The 16,865-nt window shown below is 72.7% G+C and carries 13 protein-coding genes; 3 read left to right on the top strand and 10 right to left on the bottom strand.

Annotated elements, in window-relative coordinates; translation table 11 throughout:
• Positions 1–15: 15 nt before the first annotated feature.
• Genes ACGFSC_RS09540 through ACGFSC_RS09530 form a run of 3 tightly spaced genes read right to left on the bottom strand, consistent with a single transcriptional unit; the run spans position 16 to position 3,300 of the window.
• Positions 16–1,077, bottom strand: coding sequence for a carboxymuconolactone decarboxylase family protein (locus ACGFSC_RS09540; RefSeq protein ID WP_359912760.1), 1,062 nt, complete (start codon positions 1,075–1,077; stop codon positions 16–18).
• A gap of 40 nt (positions 1,078–1,117) precedes the next feature.
• Positions 1,118–2,773, bottom strand: coding sequence for a GMC family oxidoreductase (locus ACGFSC_RS09535; protein ID WP_359912763.1), 1,656 nt, complete (start codon positions 2,771–2,773; stop codon positions 1,118–1,120).
• The gene (locus ACGFSC_RS09530; RefSeq protein WP_359912765.1) at positions 2,770–3,300 is read right to left on the bottom strand and encodes a DUF5987 family protein; all 531 of its coding nucleotides are present in this window, start codon (positions 3,298–3,300) and stop codon (positions 2,770–2,772) included. The genes ACGFSC_RS09535 and ACGFSC_RS09530 overlap by 4 nt, the downstream gene beginning before the upstream one ends.
• A gap of 450 nt (positions 3,301–3,750) precedes the next feature.
• Between ACGFSC_RS09530 and ACGFSC_RS09525 the strand changes: the two genes are divergently transcribed.
• Positions 3,751–4,527 (top strand): helix-turn-helix transcriptional regulator, encoded by a 777-nt coding sequence (locus tag ACGFSC_RS09525; protein ID WP_359912768.1) that lies wholly within the window; start codon positions 3,751–3,753, stop codon positions 4,525–4,527.
• 125 nt (positions 4,528–4,652) lie between these two features.
• On the opposite strand, the gene ACGFSC_RS09520 is transcribed toward ACGFSC_RS09525, so the two are convergent.
• The 3 genes from ACGFSC_RS09520 to ACGFSC_RS09510 form a co-directional block, all read right to left on the bottom strand.
• Positions 4,653–6,011 (bottom strand): cytochrome P450, encoded by a 1,359-nt coding sequence (locus ACGFSC_RS09520; RefSeq protein WP_359912771.1) that lies wholly within the window; start codon positions 6,009–6,011, stop codon positions 4,653–4,655.
• Positions 6,012–6,013: 2 nt separating this feature from the next.
• On the bottom strand, positions 6,014–6,988 hold the full coding sequence (locus tag ACGFSC_RS09515; protein WP_359912774.1) for a DUF1702 family protein: 975 nt from the start codon (positions 6,986–6,988) through the stop codon (positions 6,014–6,016).
• A 91-nt stretch (positions 6,989–7,079) separates the two neighbouring features.
• The gene (locus tag ACGFSC_RS09510) at positions 7,080–8,084 is read right to left on the bottom strand and encodes a DUF1702 family protein (protein ID WP_359912777.1); all 1,005 of its coding nucleotides are present in this window, start codon (positions 8,082–8,084) and stop codon (positions 7,080–7,082) included.
• A gap of 252 nt (positions 8,085–8,336) precedes the next feature.
• Between ACGFSC_RS09510 and ACGFSC_RS09505 the strand changes: the two genes are divergently transcribed.
• Complete coding sequence (locus ACGFSC_RS09505; protein ID WP_359912780.1) at positions 8,337–9,065, top strand: maleylpyruvate isomerase family mycothiol-dependent enzyme; 729 nt, start codon at positions 8,337–8,339, stop codon at positions 9,063–9,065.
• Positions 9,066–9,179: 114 nt separating this feature from the next.
• Here ACGFSC_RS09505 and ACGFSC_RS09500 read toward each other — a convergent pair whose 3' ends face one another.
• The 4 genes from ACGFSC_RS09500 to ACGFSC_RS09485 form a co-directional block, all read right to left on the bottom strand.
• Positions 9,180–10,196, bottom strand: a complete 1,017-nt coding sequence (locus ACGFSC_RS09500; RefSeq protein ID WP_359912783.1) for an enediyne biosynthesis protein — start codon at positions 10,194–10,196, stop codon at positions 9,180–9,182.
• The gene (locus ACGFSC_RS09495; RefSeq protein ID WP_359912795.1) at positions 10,193–12,121 is read right to left on the bottom strand and encodes a CRTAC1 family protein; all 1,929 of its coding nucleotides are present in this window, start codon (positions 12,119–12,121) and stop codon (positions 10,193–10,195) included. Before ACGFSC_RS09495 ends, ACGFSC_RS09500 begins: the two co-directional genes overlap by 4 nt.
• Positions 12,122–12,608: 487 nt before the next feature.
• Positions 12,609–13,985, bottom strand: a complete 1,377-nt coding sequence (locus ACGFSC_RS09490; protein WP_359912786.1) for an FAD-dependent oxidoreductase — start codon at positions 13,983–13,985, stop codon at positions 12,609–12,611.
• Positions 13,986–14,013: 28 nt separating this feature from the next.
• Positions 14,014–15,255: an acyl-CoA dehydrogenase family protein gene (locus tag ACGFSC_RS09485; protein ID WP_359912789.1), complete on the bottom strand. Its 1,242-nt coding sequence runs from the start codon at positions 15,253–15,255 to the stop codon at positions 14,014–14,016.
• 192 nt (positions 15,256–15,447) lie between these two features.
• Between ACGFSC_RS09485 and ACGFSC_RS09480 the strand changes: the two genes are divergently transcribed.
• Entirely contained in the window at positions 15,448–16,836 is a 1,389-nt protein-coding gene (locus tag ACGFSC_RS09480) for a condensation domain-containing protein (protein ID WP_359912792.1), read from the top strand.
• Positions 16,837–16,865 lie beyond the last annotated feature (29 nt).

The following is a 16,865-nucleotide window of genomic DNA, read 5'->3' as shown; positions in this document are numbered from 1 at the left end:
GGGCCGTGCGCGGGGTCAGCCGTCGGCGGCCTCGGGCAGGCGGGCACCGAGCCGGGCGCCCAGCTCCCGGGCCGCCGCCAGGGCGGCCCAGGAGGTGAGCTCGATCAGCGCGGTGTCACCGGGCCGGTCGCTCCGGAACTCGGCGACGAGGCCGTCGTCGACCTGGTAGGAGGCCTGGGCGGTCAGCAGGGCCAGCCGGCCCGCCGCACGCTGGTCCCCGGGCAGGGCCGACACCGCGTCCTCGACCCAGGCGCGGCTGATCCCCGGCGGCCGGCCGTCCCACCCGGCCAGCCGGTCCGCCACCAGGGCGCGGACGCCGTCCGGCACCGACCGGGCCCCCGCCGCGTCGATCGCGGCGGCCGCCCGGGCGAACGCGCCGGCGACGCTGGGGATGCCCGCCGCCCAGCTCAGGTCCCCGGGCAGCGGCGCGGAGGGCAGCAGGTCGAGGGAGGTCCCGGCCGGCGGGGCGAGGCGCGCGCTGCGGCGCATCAGCCGGCCGAGGACCGCCCTCGCCGCCGACCGCGCGGCCGGCGGGAGACCGGCCGGCAGCGGGCTCTGCGCGAGGAACAGGTTGGCCATGCGGTTCAGGTAGTGGAAGGTGACGGCCACCCCGACCAGCTCGGGCGCCGCCTGCGCGGGGAACGGCGGCCGGTCGTCCGGCGCCGGCCCCCGGTCGCCGTCCGCCCGGAACCAGTCGGCCCACCCCTCGGCCGTCGCGCGGGCCGTGCCCGGGGCGGCGGCCCCGGGCAGCAGCGCGGCCAGCGCCGTGCCGTGCACCTCCACGCAGTACGGGCAGGCGTTGGCGGCCGAGACCGCCGCGGCCACCGCCTCCTTGGTCGCGCGGTCGACCCGCCCGCCGGCCACCAGGGTCTCCCGCAGCATCACCCAGGAGGCGGCGAGCACCTCCGGCGCGGCGGCGTGCAGCCCGATCGGCGGTGCCAGCATGCCGAACTCCCGCTCGACCTCGGCGAAGACGCCGGCCACCTCCTCCCCCGCGGCTGCCGGCCGCACCGCGGCGACCCGGTGGATCTGCGCCATCGACCTCCGCAGGGCCGACCGCAGGAACGGTGTCGTCATGTGCCTCCTCCTCGACGGCTCGATCCGGTGCCGGGGCCGGCTACCGGCGCATCAGGCCGGGCAGCTGCACCTGCACGCCGCGCCGCCCGCTGGTCGCACCGTCCGGCGCGGGAGCGCCGTAGACGACGTTCACGCCGCGCTCCCGCGCGGCCCTCACGATGCCGGGGATCGCGCGTTCGGCGAGCGCGGAGATGGTCAGCGCGGGGTTGACCGTGAGCGCTCCCGGGACGGCGGAGCCGTCGGTGACGAAGATGCCCGGGTGGTTGCGGAGTTCCTGCCGGTCGTCGAGCGCCGAGGTCTGCGGGTCGTCGCCGATCCGGCAGGACGCCAGCGGGTGCACGGTGTACGCGCCCACCAGGTCGTTGGTCCACGGCATGACGCGGGCGAGTCCGTCGCGCTCCAGGATGTCCTTCACCACGGCGTCCGAATCGGCCCAGGCGCGCAGGGTGTTGGCGGTCGGCCGGTACGAGATCGACCCGCGCCCGAGCATCTGCTGGGAGATCCGGACGGCGTTGCCGGTGGGCGGCGGCGGCCCGAAGACGCCCTCGTTGTCGTCCTCGATCATGGTGAAGACGGTCAGCCAGGACTGCCACTGCCGGACCAGTTCCTTCTTCTCCACGCCGAACCAGCTGGGCCCGGTCGCGTCGGGCACCTGCGCCAGGATGGTGCCGAAGCCCGGCGGGAAGTAGAGCTGCTCCAGGGAGAACCGGGAGTGCTCCGGCAGCGACCCGTCGAGGTTGTCCCAGCTCGCCACGACCGGGCCCTTGCCGATCTGGTTGGCCTTGAACGCCCGGCCGTCGGAGCGCTTGAGCCCCAGCAGGTCGCGGGCCTTCTCCTCGTCCACGATGGCCGTGTTGAGGCGTTCGCCGTTGCCGGAGAAGTAGCGGCCCACGGCGTGCGGCATGGTGCCCAGGGTCGCCTCGGAGCGCTGGAGGATGACCGGGGTGGCGCCGGCGCCGGCGGCGAGCACGACGATCTTCGCGTCGATCGTGCCGCTGCCGACGTGCACCCGGTAGTCCACGTCGTCGACGACGTCGTAGTGCACCCGGTAGCCGCCGTCGTCCGTCCGGGACAGCTGCTGCACCTCGTGCAGCGGCCGGATCTCGGCGCCGTGCGCGAGGGCCGCCGGGAGGTAGTTCAGCAGCAGGGACCGCTTGGCGTCGAAGCGGCAACCGGACATCATCCAGTTGCAGTTGGTGCACTTCGCCCGGTCGATGGCGGCCGGGACGGGGTTGGCGGTGCGTCCCGCGTGCTCGCAGGCGGCGGCGAACAGCCCGCCCGAGTACGTGACGTCGTTCCAGTCCTGCTGGGTGATGGGCAGCGCCTCGGCCACCCGGTCGTACCAGGGGTCGAGGACGTCCCGGTCGATGGCGGCCGGCCACATCCGGCGGCCGATGCTGCCGCGGCGCTCGAAGACGAACCGCGGGGCGCGCGGCATCGCGGCGAAGTACACCACGCTGCCGCCGCCGACGCAGTTGCCGCCGAGCAGGCTCATGCCGTCGCCCACCACGAAGTCGAAGATCCGGGTGTACGAGGAGCCGAGCAGGAAGTCGTGGTCGAAGTCGTCGGCCTTCAGCCACGGGCCGCGCTCCAGGATGGTGACCTTCGCGCCGCCGGCCGCCAGGTGGTACGCCGCGATCGCGCCGCCGAAGCCGCTGCCCACGATCAGGACGTCGGTGCTCTCGGTACTCGTCATGCGGGACTCCCTGTAGGCGTGGTGTCCGGGTGGGGGTCTGCCAGCTGCTTGCCGTACGAGAAGTCGGGGAACCGCCACAGGCCGTCCTCGTCGGGCTTCATGAAGCCCATCGCCGTGAGGCCCGGGTGGCCCGCCGCGAGCGCGTCCGCGGTGTGCATGTGGGCGGCCGTGTCGAAGGCCATGTTGGCGAACAGCGCCAGCAGGACCCACAGTTCCCGTTCCTGGTGCTCCGTTCCGGTCAGCTCCTGCACCAGGCCGGTCCGGTCCGCGAACGGCAGGGCGACGAACGGCGGCACCGAGTCGTCGAGCCGCAGGCCGTGCTCGTCCGCGTACGTGCTCGCGTGGCGGTTGAGCGCCTGCACGTAGTCGTCCAGGGCGTCCGACAGTCCGGTCGCGGGGGTTTCGAGCAGTTCGACGGCTCCCGCCTGGACGGCACCGCCGCCGGTCGAGGCGCCGGCCACCGCCCGGTCGTCGGGCGAGCGTTTCTCGCCCGGGACGATCGTGTCCGCGAAGGCTTCGAGCGTCATGGTCCGGTCATGGTTTCGATCTGAGGTAGGCGATCCCACCGGCATCTCCTCAGCTGCTTGTCGAAAAGCGGGGACGGCACGCACCGGCCGATCCCGATTCGCATACGCGACTGTGGCATCGTGCGCGCAATGCGCTCCCGCCCGCATCTCTCGCGTTGCTGATGGCTCCCGGCGCCGTTCAAACCCGACTTCCGGGACGTCTCACCGCTCGGACTTGCCAACGGCACGTGCCGCCCGGCCCATTGCGGCTGTCATGTGCCTGCTGCTACGGTCGTCACTTGCTATGGCGGCGACACTTTTCAGCTTCGCCTTCCGAAGGGGGTCCTCCCTTCGCTTGCCCTGGCGCCTTCGACAGTCGGCCTGTCACCGCGGCCGTGACTTTCGTTCCCGATCATCGCAAGGGTGGAATTCTGTTCATCCGCAGGTGCGGCGGAGAAGCTGGAGTCAAAGATGACATCTGCCATCGAGCAAGCTGTTTCCCGGGCCATCGAAACCATGCACGACAACATCGGCGAGTTACTGACCATCGACGATATGGCGCAGGCGGCCATGTACAGCAAGTTCCACTTCTCCCGGGAATTCCAGCGGATGACCGGGGTGTCACCACGGCGGTTCCTCTCCGCCCTCCGGCTCGAAACGGCCAAGCGCCTCCTCATCGAAACCTCGTTCACGGTGACCGAGATCAGCCACCGCGTCGGGTACAACAGCGTCGGCACCTTCAGCTCGCGGTTCGCCAGCAGCGTCGGCGTGCCTCCCACCACCTACCGTCAGCTCGGCGGCTTCACCCCCCGGATCGAGATCGACGCGCGCGGCCTGGCCCGGAGCACGGAGCTCTCCACCTTCCGCGGCGAGATCCGGGCCCCGATCGCGGGGAACCTCGGCCTCGTCTACCTCGGGCTGTTCCCGACCCGGGTCCCCGAGGGCCGGCCCGCCGCGTGTACCGTCCTCCCCCATCCCGGCGTCTTCTTATTCGACCAGGTGCCGGCCGGCACCTGGTACCTGCTGGCACACTCCGTCCCGGCCGCCTTCGACGAGGTGCTGACGGGTGACCACCCCGTCTCGGTGGGATCGGTCGGACCGATCGAGGTGCGGCCGGACGTGCCGCTGCTGCCGATCGAACTGCGCCTGCGCCCGGCCCGCGTCCTCGACCCGCCGGTCCTGCTGGCGCTGCTGGACGCGCGGACCATCGCGCAGACCGTACGGACCCCGATCACGGACAGCGCCTGATCCGGCCCGGCCCGCGGCAGCGGGCCGGGCCCTCCGGGGCCCGCGCGACGGCGCGGGCCCTCCGCACGAAGCCCCCGCGACGTCGTCGCGGGGGCTCTGCCGTGCACGGCGGCGGGCGTCGCCGCTCAGCCGGCGGAGTGCACCGTCATCGGCAGGCCTCCGCGCACCCGCAGCGACAGCATCGGCTCGGCCACCACCCGGTACCCGGGCACCTTCCTCAGCCGCAGGTCCCGGGCGACCATGGCGATCGTGAACGTGGCCTCCAGCAGCCCGAGGTGGTTGCCGATGCAGAAGCGCGGACCCGCCCCGAACGGGATGTAGGCGTAGCGCGGCCGGTCCGTGGCCCGGTCCCGGTCGAAGCGCTCCGGGTCGAACTGCTCCGGGTCGTCCCAGAACCGGGAGTGGCGGTGCAGGGTGTACGGGCAGATCAGGACGTCGGAGCCGGCCGGGACGTGGTACCCGCCGACCTCGTCGTCCGCCTGGGCCTGCCGCGGCAGGATCCACACCGGCGGGTAGAGCCGCATGACCTCCTCGACCACCATCGAGGTGTACCGCAGGCGGTGCAGGTCCTCGAACTCGGGCAGGCGGTCGCCGAGCACCTCGACGGCCTCGGCGTGCAGCCGGTCCATCACCTCGGGGTGCCGGTCGGCCAGGTAGAAGGTCCAGCCCAGGGTGCTCGCCGTGGTCTCGTGGCCGGCCAGCAGCAGGGTCACCAGTTCGTCGCGCATCCGCTGGCGGGCGACCTTGTGGTCGGGCTCCTGCCGGGTGGCGACGATCAGGCGGGACAGCGCGTCCTCCCCCACGATCTCCCCGGCGTCGCGGGAGACCCGCTCCGCCACCAGCCGGTCGACCACCCGCTGCAGGTCCTGCCGGGCCTGCCGGAAGCGGAGCTGCTTGGACAGCGGCACCCAGCCGGGCACCATGCCCATGGTGACCATGTCGAACATCGCCTGGTCCTGCACGGCCTCGAAGTCGTGGCCGACCGCCTCGAAGGCGCTGAGGTCGACGTCGAGCAGGGTGCGGCCGAGCACCCCGAGGGTGAGGGCCGTGACCTCCTTGGTCACGTCGACCGGTGCGCCGCCCTCGTGCGCCCGCAGCCGGCCGACCAGCTTGGCCGCCTCCTCCGCGACGGCACCGGCCTGTTGGACGATCCGCTTGTGCTGGAAGGCGGGCTGGATCTGCCGGCGCTGCTTGCGCCAGAGCTCCCCCTCGCTGGTCAGCAGGCCGTTGCCGAGGGCCCGCCGGGCCTGGGCCAGGCCGATCCCCTTGTGGTAGTTGGCCGCGTTGTCCGCGAGCACGTGCTTGGCGTGGTCGGGGTGGTTGAAGAAGTAGAGCGTCTTGGGGCCCATGGAGATCCGGACCGCGTCGCCGTACTCCGCCGCGGCGGAGCGCATCATTTCGAGCCGGTCCCCCACCAGCCTGCGCAGCAGGACGGGGGCGGCCCGGCGCGGCGGGCCGGGCGGCACCCGACGGGTGGCGGCCACGGTCAGCACCCCCCGACGTTGGCGAAGCGGTCGGCGATGGCCTGGCGCCACACCTCGTACGCGGGCAGCGCGCCGGGCACCGGCCCGCTCGGCCGCGCCTCCTGGCTGACCGCGGCGGCCTGATCGGGCGTCATGCCGCAGAAGACCCGCGTGGCCAGCTCCGTGTGCGGCACCAGCAGTCCGGCCCGGATCCGGGCCTCGGCCGCGAACGCGCTGCCCTGGGCGACCATCGGCCCGTGGATGCCGGCCCGGTCGCGGAACGCGCACAGCTCCGCCTCGTCCACGCCGCCGGCGTAGGTGGCGGCCAGTCCGGCGCCGCCGTAGAGGTCGGACCGCCGGGACTCCGGGAACTTCTCGATCATGGTCGCGACGAGCTCGGCGTCGGTGCCGCCGACGAACCACAGGGCCCGGCCGATGCCCTGGTCGATCGCGCGGCCGGCGTACGACGGGGAGTCGTGCGCCGGCCAGGGGAAGGCCGGGTCCCGGTACTGCTGGTGGACGTACCGGTCGGTGCGGAAGTACGCCTGGTGGAAGCCGTATCCGTCGAGCACCAGCCAGCGCAGCAGCGGGTCGAGCTTGTCGATGTCGGGCCAGCAGAACCTCGGCAGCCGGGCCATCGCCCAGCCGATGCCGACGTAGACCATGTAGACGTGGTCGGCGCCCCGGCCCGCGAGGCAGCGGGCCACCGAGTTGCGGCCGGACAGCCGCAGCCCGTCGAGCATGGCGAAGCCCATTCCGGCGCCCTCGTAGGCGAAGCCGCGGAACCGGTCCGGGATTTCCTCCAGCGGGTATTCCGCCTCCGCCGGGTTCCGGGCCTCCACGGCGTGGGCGTAGCCCTCCAGGAACCGCGCGCCGACCGTCTCCAGGAGGTCCTGGGCGGCCGGCGACTTCCGGTGGAAACCACGCGTTTCCAATAGCGTTTCAGAGGTGCTCGGAGTGAGAACTCGACGTCGGAGCGTCCGCCATGCACTGGACACGCCATACTCCTCTCGGGTTTCCCGCGGGGCGGCCGGTCCGCCCCGCGGATGACTTCGCACCGGTCCGGCCCGGGGCTCGTCCGGAAAACGCTCAGGCCGCCGGCCGGGGCGAGGGCCCGGCCTCGCGGAAGTGCTCGCGCACGTTCGCCCGCCAGAGCTCGTACGGGGGCGGCCCGCCGGCGGCACCCGGGGTGCGGTCGTCCACCGCGCAGGTGTCGGCCACCTTCGCCGCCGCCTCCACCGACAGGCCGGTCAGGGCCGTCGAGGCGACCTCGGAGTGCGCGGGCACGAAACCCGCGTACGCACGGGCCTTGGAGGCGAACACCGACCCCTGGGCGAGCTCCGCCCGGTGCGGGCCCGCCGCGTCGCGCAGCCCGGCCAGGCCCTCGGCCGTGCCGCCCCCCGCGAAGGTCGAGGCCAGTCCCACGCCGCTCCACAGGTCGCCCTGCCGGTCCGCGCCGAACCTGCGCACCGCGGCCGCGACGTTCGCCGGCGATCCGCCGTGGATGAACCACAGCGCCCGTCCGACGCCCTGGTCGACGGCCCGCTGGAAGTACTCGGGCGCGCCCTGCCACGGGTACGGCTTGGGCCTGCGCTGCCCGTCCACCCAGCGCCGGGTGTGGAAGTAGGCGAGGTCGAAGCCGTAGCCGTCGACGGCCAGCCAGCTCATCGTCGGGTGGTAGGGCGTCCCGGTGAGGTCCGGCAGCACCTTGGGCCACAGCGACCTCGGCAGCCGCGCCATGGCGAAGCCGATGCCGATGTACGCCAGGAAGATGTGCGGCTGCCCGGACCCGGCCAGCAGGTCGCGGGTGCGGTGGCCCCGGCCCATCGCGTCCAGGACGGTGAAGGCCATGGTGGCGCCCTCGTACGCGAATCCGCGCTGTTCGGGTTCGACCAGGCCGAGTCGGCGCTCGACCTCCCACTGGCTCCGGGCGTCGATCCCCCACTCGAAGCCGCAGACCACCGCCTGGGGCACCGCCTCCAGCCGTTCGGTGCTCTCCGTCGGTGTCACCGGGAAGCCGCGTCCGGCGAAGGTCACCGAGGCCAGTGACGGTGTCAGTACCAGTCGGCGCAGCGATCCGAAGGTCGTCGGCACGATCCCTCCCAGGCTCACGTCCCGCAATTGACGGTCCTCCCCATGGTCCTGAGGCGGCGTCACGGCCCGCATCTCCACGGTTGCGTTTCTGAACCCGCCCGGCCGCCGGGCGTCTTCGGGCGTGCTCCGCCCGCCGTCCCGCCGGCCGTCGCCCGGAACCCGGGCGCCACAATGGAACCGGCCCGCGCGAGACCGGGGTTCCGGCACCGTCGGTCCGTCCCCGCAACGTCGTCCAACCGAAGGAGAGCCCGTATGAGCACGTATCAGCGGAACGCCGAGGCCACGACCGGGTCGCTCTGGGACCGCTCACCGGACCATCTCGCCTACCGCGGCTCCCGGGAGAACATCACCGGGCTGCTGGGCGGCCGGCCCGCGGTGGCCGACGTCCCCGTGCCGGCCTGTCCGGGCTGGACGGTCCTGGACCTGGTCGGCCATCTGCTGGAGGTCTGCCGCACGGTGGCCGCCGACGCGCCGGGCAACCTGTGGGAGGTGCCGCACGCCGACTCCGGCGACGGCCTCGCCGGTCTGCTCGCCGAGTGGTCACGGCTGGACGGCGGGGTGGAGCGGGTGCTCACCGAGTCCCCTCAACTGCGGCACACCATGCTGATGATGGACGCGTTCACCCATGAGATCGACCTCCGGGTCGCGCTGGGGGAACCGGTGCTCCCGGAGCACCCGTCCTACCCCTCGTCGCTGGACCTGGTCGTCCGGGGCTTCTCCGCCGCGGTGCGCACGCAGGGGCTTCCGGCGCTGCGCATCGAGACGCCGGGCGCCGAGTGGCGGGCCGGTGACGGCGAGCCGGCCGCCGTCGTCCGCGGGCACCGGCACGACCTCCTCCGCTCGCTCACCGGCCGGCGCTCGCCCGGGCAGATCGCCGGACTGGACTGGAGCGCCGCGCCCGAGACCTGGCTGCCCGCCTTCACCTGGGGCCCGTTCCGGCCGCCGGCGCAGCCCGTCGAGGCTGCGGCCGCCGGGCGGTAGGCCCCGGGCCCGACCGGTCCTCGGCGGGCCGGGAAACGGCGCTGTGGCGCTGCCCCGAGCGGGCAGCGCCACAGCGCCGTTGCGGTGTCGTGCGCGGTGTCGCACGCGGGTGCCTCAGGCCGCGACCGCCCCGACCTGCTGCGGCTGCGCGGCCGTCCCGTCCGGCGCGCCCGCCCCGGCGGAGTCCGCCTGCCGGGACCGCTTGATCAGGTGCGCGACCCACCAGCCGATCCCGCGCAGGGCGCAGACGATGGTGGTGGCGTAGAAGAGCGTGTAGACCACGTTGAACACCATCAGGACCGCGTAGACCATGGCGACCGAGGAGCCGAACATGAACTGGGCCTTGGCCTTCATCGGCGTCGTACCCGGGTCGCTGATCATGTAGTTGGTGAACAGCACGAAGGCGACGCCGGTCATCGCGCCGAGCGCGGAGTATAGCGAGACGTCCCAGATCCAGTGCCGGACGAACGCCTGGATGGCGAACGCGCCGAGCCAGCCGACGATCAGCGGCGTCCGCTTGGTGAGCAGCGCGTTGATCACCGTTCCCGCGGTGGCGATGATCAGCGGGATCATGACCCGGAAGAAGGTGTTCGCGTTCTCCGTGAACTGGTACGGCGGCGCGATGCTGAACCAGGACCCGAAGCACACCAGCGACATCGTGATCCCGAAGTTGGACGGGTTCATGTAGTGCCGCATCCGGCCGGCGATCGGCGCCTGCAGGGCGTGCTTGCCGCCGACGCCGATGACCACTCCGAAGAACATCGGCAGCAGCTGGTTGTTCCCGTAGGTCAGCATGTTGACCGCGAGCGCCGTGATGTGGGCGGGCAGCAGGAACTCGTAGACCCCGCGCACCCCGTTGCCCAGGAAGCGCGGCGGGCGCCGCTGGGCCCAGCCGCTGACCAGCTCGAAGCAGATCTCGCAGGTGTAGGCGGTGAACACCGCGATGAACGGCCACAGCCAGGGCTGTTCGAAGCCGAGCAGGGTGTAGCCGAAGGTGTTGAACACGCTGATGGAGATCGCGAAGTTGCGCAGGGCGAGGTAGCGCGGATCCTTGGGCTTCGCGGGGGCGGCGGGCGCGGGGGGCGCGGCGGCCGGGGCGCCGCCGGGGCGGGACTGCGCGGTGGCGCTCATCGGTTCGGGACCTCCTGGGCGTCGCTGGTCAGCATCAGGGTGTGCGTACCGGCGGTGAGCTGCTCGGTCTTCTTGTGCATCCCGCCGTTCGCGTCCCGCCACCGCAGCTCGACGGTGACCGGACCCTGGTGGGAGCCGAGGCCGAAGCGCGTGTCGAAGCTGCGGAAGCCGCCGTGGCCGCCGCCGCCGTCGAGCTGGGAGATCTGGGTGCCGTCCGGGGTCATCACGCACACGGTGGCGCCGTACGCCGGCGACCCGGAGTTCACCAGGCCCTCGCCCGCCCCGCCCTCGGCGGTCGGCCGGTAGAGCCGCAGGTTCAGCTGGTTGCCCAGGTTGGGCGAGGTGTTGGCGTAGAAGGCGGGCGGGCCCCACTGGCGGGCCACCGCGAAGTCCAGCCGGCCGGTCCCGGTGGTGTCGCCGGTGGCGAGGCCGCGGGTCGGGGTGGGCACGGCGATGCCCAGTTGCTCGCTGATGTTGACGTACGGGCCGTCGGGGGTCTTGGCGTAGAAGGCGATCGCCTCGTCCCCGGCGATGTCGTCACCGGGCTGGACGTTGGGCCACATCGCGGGGTTGGACAGCAGGTCGTCGTTGGTCATGGCCATCTCCTGCAGCCACGGCCAGCGGTTGATCTTGCCCTTCACGAAGCCGGTGGCCTGGAGGACGTTGAGGTCGCCGCTGTTGAGGAAGTCGCCCATCTTGGCGTCCCAGCCCCAGCCGGTCCAGGCCATGCCGTGCTCCTGGGCCTCCTGGGTGAACGGCGCGATGCCGGCGTCGAGCTTGTTCCGCATGTCGGCTTCGTCCTTGGCCTTGTTGATCCAGACGAAGTTGCTCTCCTCCAGGCCCCAGGCGACGGTGATGTTGCTGACCATCATGTCGAACTTGCCGTCGTGGCCGAGGTCGCCGAAGTCGACGCCCATGCCCTTGAAGGAACCGTTGCCGAGCACGAACGACTTGGGCGTGGTCGGGGTGCGCTCGCCCTTGGCCTCGGTGAGCTCGATGTGCCCGGGCGTCGACCGGTTGTACAGCAGGTGCCCGTGACCGAAGTCGTTGGCGACGTACAGCTCGGGCAGTCCGTCACCGGTCAGGTCGGCGCCGGAGATCGCCAGGGTCCATCCGGTCGACGCGTCGAAGGGGATGGCGCCCTTCTCCTCCACGTACGACGCCGTGGGCTCGGGCCCGGAGGTGCTCTGCTGCCAGCGCAGGACGTGGTCGCCGCCGGCGTTCTTGGCACTGGACAGCGAGTCGTTCATCACGACGTTCTTCAGACCGTTGGGGTCGAGGACGTCGGAGTCGGGGAAGTAGTTGCCGATCACGATCGACGGGTGTCCGCTGCCGTCGAGGTCGCCGACGTAGTCCGCGTCGGTGTTCCAGCGCGGGCCGTGGTACTTCCCGTCCAGCGACTCCGAGGCCACCAGCTCGCGCGGCACGTAGGAGCTCGCGGCGGGGGTCGTCGCGTCCGACTTGGCCATGAACAGGATGGGCGTGCGGCCCCAGTACGTCACCAGGAGGTCCATCCGGCCGTCGCTGTTGAAGTCGCCGGGTGTGCAGCCGGTGGGCGCCATGGTGTCGTCCATCGGCAGCGGCTTGCCGTCCAGCACGAAGGGCGTGAACCGGTCGGCCTGCCGGGCGGTCGGCGTGTACGTCACGACGACGCTGTCGGTCCTGGTGTCGACGATGCACATGCTGTTGGCCACACCGTGCCCGGTGAGGTCGTTGATCGCGATGCTGGCCCCGACCGAGGAGATCCACGAACGGATCTTCTGGTAGGCCGGGTTCACCTTCCGGACCGTCTTCATCGGCTGCTGGTCGTAGCCGGGCGGCATCGCGATGGGCATTTCCTTGAAGCCGTACTGCTTCGCGACCCCTTCCGCCCCGGCCACCGCGACCGAGCTCCGCGCCGCGAAGAACAGCGAGGCGGCCACCATGATCACCACCAGGCCCGGTACCAGTCTGCGGAATCGTTCACGGTTTGTCACCGAAATTCCCCTCTCGGCAGATCGCGTACGACCCTGCTTTCGCATCGAGTGCACTCCCGCGGCCGACTCCTGCGGGCCGAAAAGGCCCGGGGTCCTGGTGCCGCGGTCCCGAAATGCGACGGTGAATCCCACTTCACTCGCAGGTCTACTGCACGAGCATGAACGCCGGACGCCCGCAAAGGCATCTCTCACATTGCTCACCGGCCGGGAACGGCTTTTGCCAATTGTTTTCCCGCCGAAATAATCTCCGGCGGCGTGATCGGAAAAGGGTGATCCGCCGTCCGCGATCGGCGAGTGGCGGACGGCGGTCGGCGGGCAGCGGGCGCCGGCCGGCCGGGAACACGCCGAAGCGCCCTCCGAACGGACGACGGAGGGCGCTTCGACAGCAGGTGGTTCGACGGCGGGCGGGCGCGCACGGCGGCGCGCCCGGCGGCGGTCAGTAGCGGGCGGAGGCCCCCGGCGGCACGTCGTGGCGCAGCCACCCGGCGGGGTCCACCCGGCGGCGCACCCGGTCCACCCGTTCGACGTCGGCCGCGGACAGGTGCCGCTGCGGCTGCTCCAGCCGCTCGACCAGGGTCGGCGCGGTCCGGCCGGTGTCCCAGGGCGTCAGGGCGGAGCGGACCTCGGCGCAGTGCGCCCGGGCCGCCGCCGTCGCGGCCGGGTCGAGCGCCAGGCCGCCGGCGGTGAAGGCGAAGGCGGCGTCGAGGTGGCTCAGTGCCCCGCCGTCCGGATCCGGCACCGCGAGCGCGCCGCCGAGCTGCCGGAGTTCGGCGTTGACCAGTGGCGATCCCGAGCCCTCGCCGAGCACCCGGAGGAACGCCTCCGCGCCGTCCGCGCCGAGTTCGGAGAGCAGCAGGTGGTCCCCCACCACCGGCACCGGATCGGTCGGGTCCATGTGGGTGCGGACCACGGCCGGCGGGGTGGTGGTCTCCCAGGTGTCCAGCACCGGCTCGGCCACCGAGCGGAACCGGCCGAGCAGGTCGGCGGCCTGGCGTTCGGCGGTCGCCAGGCCGTCCTCGGTCGGACTGAGCACCACCCCGGCCAGGCACAGCACCGGACCGCCGGTCAGGACCGGCGGGATCTCCGGCACGGCCGGCAGGTTCATCACCCGGAACGCGGTGGTGACGGCCTCCGGGGCGTCCCGGGTCCAGCTCAGCCAGCGGGACAGCAGCTCGGGGCCGTGCGCGGCGGGCCAGAAGGCGGCGCCGGTGACCACCCGGGCCGCCGGGAAGAGCGCGATCTCGATCGCGGTGACGACGCCGAGTCCGCCGCCGCCCCCGCGCAGGGCCCAGAACAGCTCGGGGTCGGCGGTCGCCGAGACGCGGCGGAACTCGCCGTCCGGGGTGACGAGTTCGATCACCCGGACGCTGTTCACGGCGAGCCCGGCCCGGCGGCCGTAGAAGCTGATCCCGCCGCGCAGCAGGTAGCCGACCACGCCGACCGTGGGCGAGGTGCCGTGCGGCGCCGCCAGCCCGTACCCGGCGGCGGCCTCGACCACCGCGCCCCAGCGCGTTCCCGCCGGGACGCGGGCGGTGCGGGCCACCGGGTCGATCACGACCGGGCCCGCGGGCTCGGTGCGGAGGAGCAGGGATTCGTCCATCGGGCGGGCCGAGCCGGAGGCGTGCCCGGTGGTGTGCACCCGGACCCACCGGCCCGCGCGCTGGGCGTGGCGCAGCGCCGACCGGACCTGTCCGACGGTGCGGACCGTCACCGCCGCCGCGGGCCGGACCGGCGCGGCCAGGTTGAACACGGCGGTCGCGGCGGCGAAGGCACGCTCCCCGGGCAGCGCGACGGCGTCCTCGGTCTCGGTCATGGCAGGAGCTCCTCGGCTCGTTGACGGGTCACTTGACGCCGAACCGGGCACGGGCCAGCTCCCGGGTGGTCACCGCGGACAGGAAGACCCCGATCCCGGAGTGGCTGTGCAGGGTGGACAGGTCGCGCCAGACCCGCTCGATCCGCTCCCCCTGCCGCACCGCGCTCGAACCCGCCGTCGGGAACAGCTGCCCCTCCACGGCGTGCCAGCACAGCCGGATCACCTCGCGGCAGATGGTGGCCAGGCGCAGGTCGTTCTCCCGGGTGAAGGCGCCCGGTCCCCGGGCGCACAGCTCCTGCCACTGGGCGATCGCCTGCAGCACGGCCGCCTCGGCCGTGGCGATCATGCCGGCCGCCTCGCCGTACCAGAACTGGTAGTCCGGGTCCTCGGCGCGGGTGACCACCGGCGGGAACAGCGTCGTGCGGGAGAGCATCAGCTCCTCGTAGGCGTCCAGCGCGCCCTGGGCCATGCCCACGGCGAGCGAGGCCACCTCCAGGAGCATGAAGCTGAGCGAGCCGCCGCCGTACTCCGGGTTGCCGTGCAGCCGGTAGCCGGGCGTGCCCCCGTCGACGACGACCTCGCTCATGTGCGTCCGCGGGAGCGTCAGGTGCTCCGGGACCCGGCCGTCCTCGATCACGATGCTGTGCGAGCCGCTGCCCTTGAGGCCCAGCTGGCCGCCCCAGTCGTCGAGCCGGCGGAACTCGGCGCGCGGAGCGACGAAGAGCATCGGCGCGGGCGGTTCGCCGGCCTCGCCGGGCACCGGGACGTGACCCATGAAGTGCGTCGCGTACGGCGAGCCCGAGCAGTAGTTCCAGGTGCCGTCGATCCGCCAGCCGCCGTCCTCGGCGCGCTCGGCCTTCCCGTTCGGCACGATGGTGGCCGGGCAGATGAAGTCGCCGCCGGCGAAGAGCTCGGCCTGCGCCCGCTCGTCGAACAGCGAGGCCGCGGGCAGGGCGTGGGTGGCGCCGAGGCAGTACATCCACCCGGTCGACGGGCAGCCGCGGGCCAGCGTCATCGCGACCCGCAGGAAGGTGTCGATGCCGAACTCGTAGCCCCCGTAGCGCTTGGGCACGAGGATCCGGTAGAAGCCGGCCCCGGCGAACGCCTCGTGGGTGTCCTGGGCGTAGTAGGTGCGCTGTTCGGTCTCGGCTTGCCGGGGCACCAGGAGCGGCGCGATGGCCTCGGCCCTGGCGATGATCTCCCCGGGTGTCAGACCGGGCTCGGGCGGCTGCGGCGAGCCGGACCCTGCGGCGTTCATGGCGACCGTCATTGCGGCGCAGCTCCTCTACGGTTCGGGCGGGCGTTCCACCGAAGCTGGATGGACTTTCCCGGCCAGCCTGGCCCGCGGCCCGGCCGGTGCGCATCTCCCGGATTGCCAGCACGATCGAAGAACCCACGGCCGGGGGGCCGTTGCTACGGTTCCGGGGCGAATTCGCCCCGGACTCCGTGAGAGGAATTCCCCATGAGCCCCAATGGAAAGCCGCAGTCGAACGCACCGGCGAGCAGGACGCCACTCTCCTTCAACCAGGAATTCCTCTGCGGCTTCGACCGCGGGGACGACGAGGGGCCGTTCGGCCCGCGGTTCCACATCGTGCACGGCTGGCGTCTGCGCGGGAAGGTCGACGCCGCGACGCTGCAGCTGGCCCTGGACGACGTGGTGGTGCGGCACGAGGCCCTGCGCACGGCCATCGTCCGGGGCGAGGGCGAGCGGTACCAGGAGATCCATCCGCCGACCCCGGTCCGGCTGGAGCTGCGGGAGCTGACCGGGGCGGATCCGGCGGCGCGCGAGCGGGCGGTGGAGGACCTGATCACCGAGGTGGAGTCGGGCACCATCAGCGCGCGGGAACTCCCGCTGCTGAAGGCCACCCTGCTCCGCTTCGACGAGGAGGACGCGGTCCTGGCCCTCGTCGTGCACCACACGGCGGCCGACGGCTGGTCGGTGCGGCTGATCATCCGCGATCTCGCCGTCCGCTACGCCGAGCGCCGCGGGCACACCCAGCCCGAGCTGCCGGTGGCCCTGCCGTACCGCGAGTTCTCGGCGTGGCAGCGGGAGTACGCGGCGGATCCGGCGCTGGAGGAGTCGCGCGCCTTCTGGCGGGAGCAGCTGGCCGGCGCCGAGATCTACTCGGTGGCCACCGACCGGCCGAAGTCGGCCGGCCTGCCGGAGTCCACCGCCATCCACCGCTTCACCGTCGACGCCGAACTGACCGCGCGGGCGGTGGAGATCGGCCGGGCGCTGCGCAGCACGCCGTTCATGGTGCTGATGGGCGCGTTCGCGGTGATGGTCGCGCGCTCCTCCGGAACGACCCGGGTGGTGGTGCCGACCTTCTCGCCGGGCCGCGGCGAGGACCGCTTCCACCACACGGTCGGGCCGTTCTTCAACTTCCTCCCGCTGTGCACCGAGCTCGCCGGGTCGCGCGACTTCGCCGAGGTGGTCGCCCGGATCCGCACCACCAGCCTGGAGGCGTACGCCCACGACATCCCGTTCGGGCAGATCCTCGGCCAGGCACCGGAGTTGATGCTGCCGACGCTGGAGGACGGCCGGGCGGCCTGTGTCTTCCAGGTCTTCCCGTTCCCGTTCCTGCTGGACGGGGAGCTGATCGGGGACCTGGAGTACACCGAGGTGCGGCGCCGGCTCACCTCGCAGCCGGTGGGCTCGGACGTGCCCAACGGCGCGCTGTGGACGCTCAACCTCGACCCGGCCGGGGACGTGGTGGCGGGCATCCAGTACAACAGCAACCTCTACGACGAGAGCTCGGTGGCGGAGCAGGTGGACCGCTTCCGCGAGGTGCTGCGGGAGCTGGTCGGCGCGCCGGACGCGCCCCTGGACCTCCGTACCGAGCGTTCCTGAACCACTGGGGCCGACGGTCCCCGCCGCGT

Source organism: Kitasatospora sp. NPDC048715, from assembly GCF_043198905.1.
Lineage (GTDB): Bacteria > Actinomycetota > Actinomycetes > Streptomycetales > Streptomycetaceae > Kitasatospora > Kitasatospora lactacystinica.
Note: the sequence above shows the minus strand (reverse complement) of the source record. Positions and strands in the feature narration are given on the sequence as shown.

Excerpts from the sequence above, each read along its gene's own strand:
- ACGFSC_RS09540 (WP_359912760.1), bottom strand. The coding sequence starts at position 1,077 with ATGACGACACCGTTCCTGCGGTCGGCCCTGCGGAGGTCGATGGCGCAG.
- ACGFSC_RS09495 (WP_359912795.1), bottom strand. The coding sequence starts at position 12,121 with ATGGTGGCCGCCTCGCTGTTCTTCGCGGCGCGGAGCTCGGTCGCGGTG.
- ACGFSC_RS09485 (WP_359912789.1), bottom strand. The coding sequence starts at position 15,255 with ATGACGGTCGCCATGAACGCCGCAGGGTCCGGCTCGCCGCAGCCGCCC.
- ACGFSC_RS09480 (WP_359912792.1), top strand. The coding sequence starts at position 15,448 with ATGAGCCCCAATGGAAAGCCGCAGTCGAACGCACCGGCGAGCAGGACG.
- ACGFSC_RS09535 (WP_359912763.1), bottom strand. The coding sequence starts at position 2,773 with ATGACGAGTACCGAGAGCACCGACGTCCTGATCGTGGGCAGCGGCTTC.
- ACGFSC_RS09530 (WP_359912765.1), bottom strand. The coding sequence starts at position 3,300 with ATGACGCTCGAAGCCTTCGCGGACACGATCGTCCCGGGCGAGAAACGC.
- ACGFSC_RS09490 (WP_359912786.1), bottom strand. The coding sequence starts at position 13,985 with ATGACCGAGACCGAGGACGCCGTCGCGCTGCCCGGGGAGCGTGCCTTC.
- ACGFSC_RS09505 (WP_359912780.1), top strand. The coding sequence starts at position 8,337 with ATGAGCACGTATCAGCGGAACGCCGAGGCCACGACCGGGTCGCTCTGG.
- ACGFSC_RS09525 (WP_359912768.1), top strand. The coding sequence starts at position 3,751 with ATGACATCTGCCATCGAGCAAGCTGTTTCCCGGGCCATCGAAACCATG.
- ACGFSC_RS09500 (WP_359912783.1), bottom strand. The coding sequence starts at position 10,196 with ATGAGCGCCACCGCGCAGTCCCGCCCCGGCGGCGCCCCGGCCGCCGCG.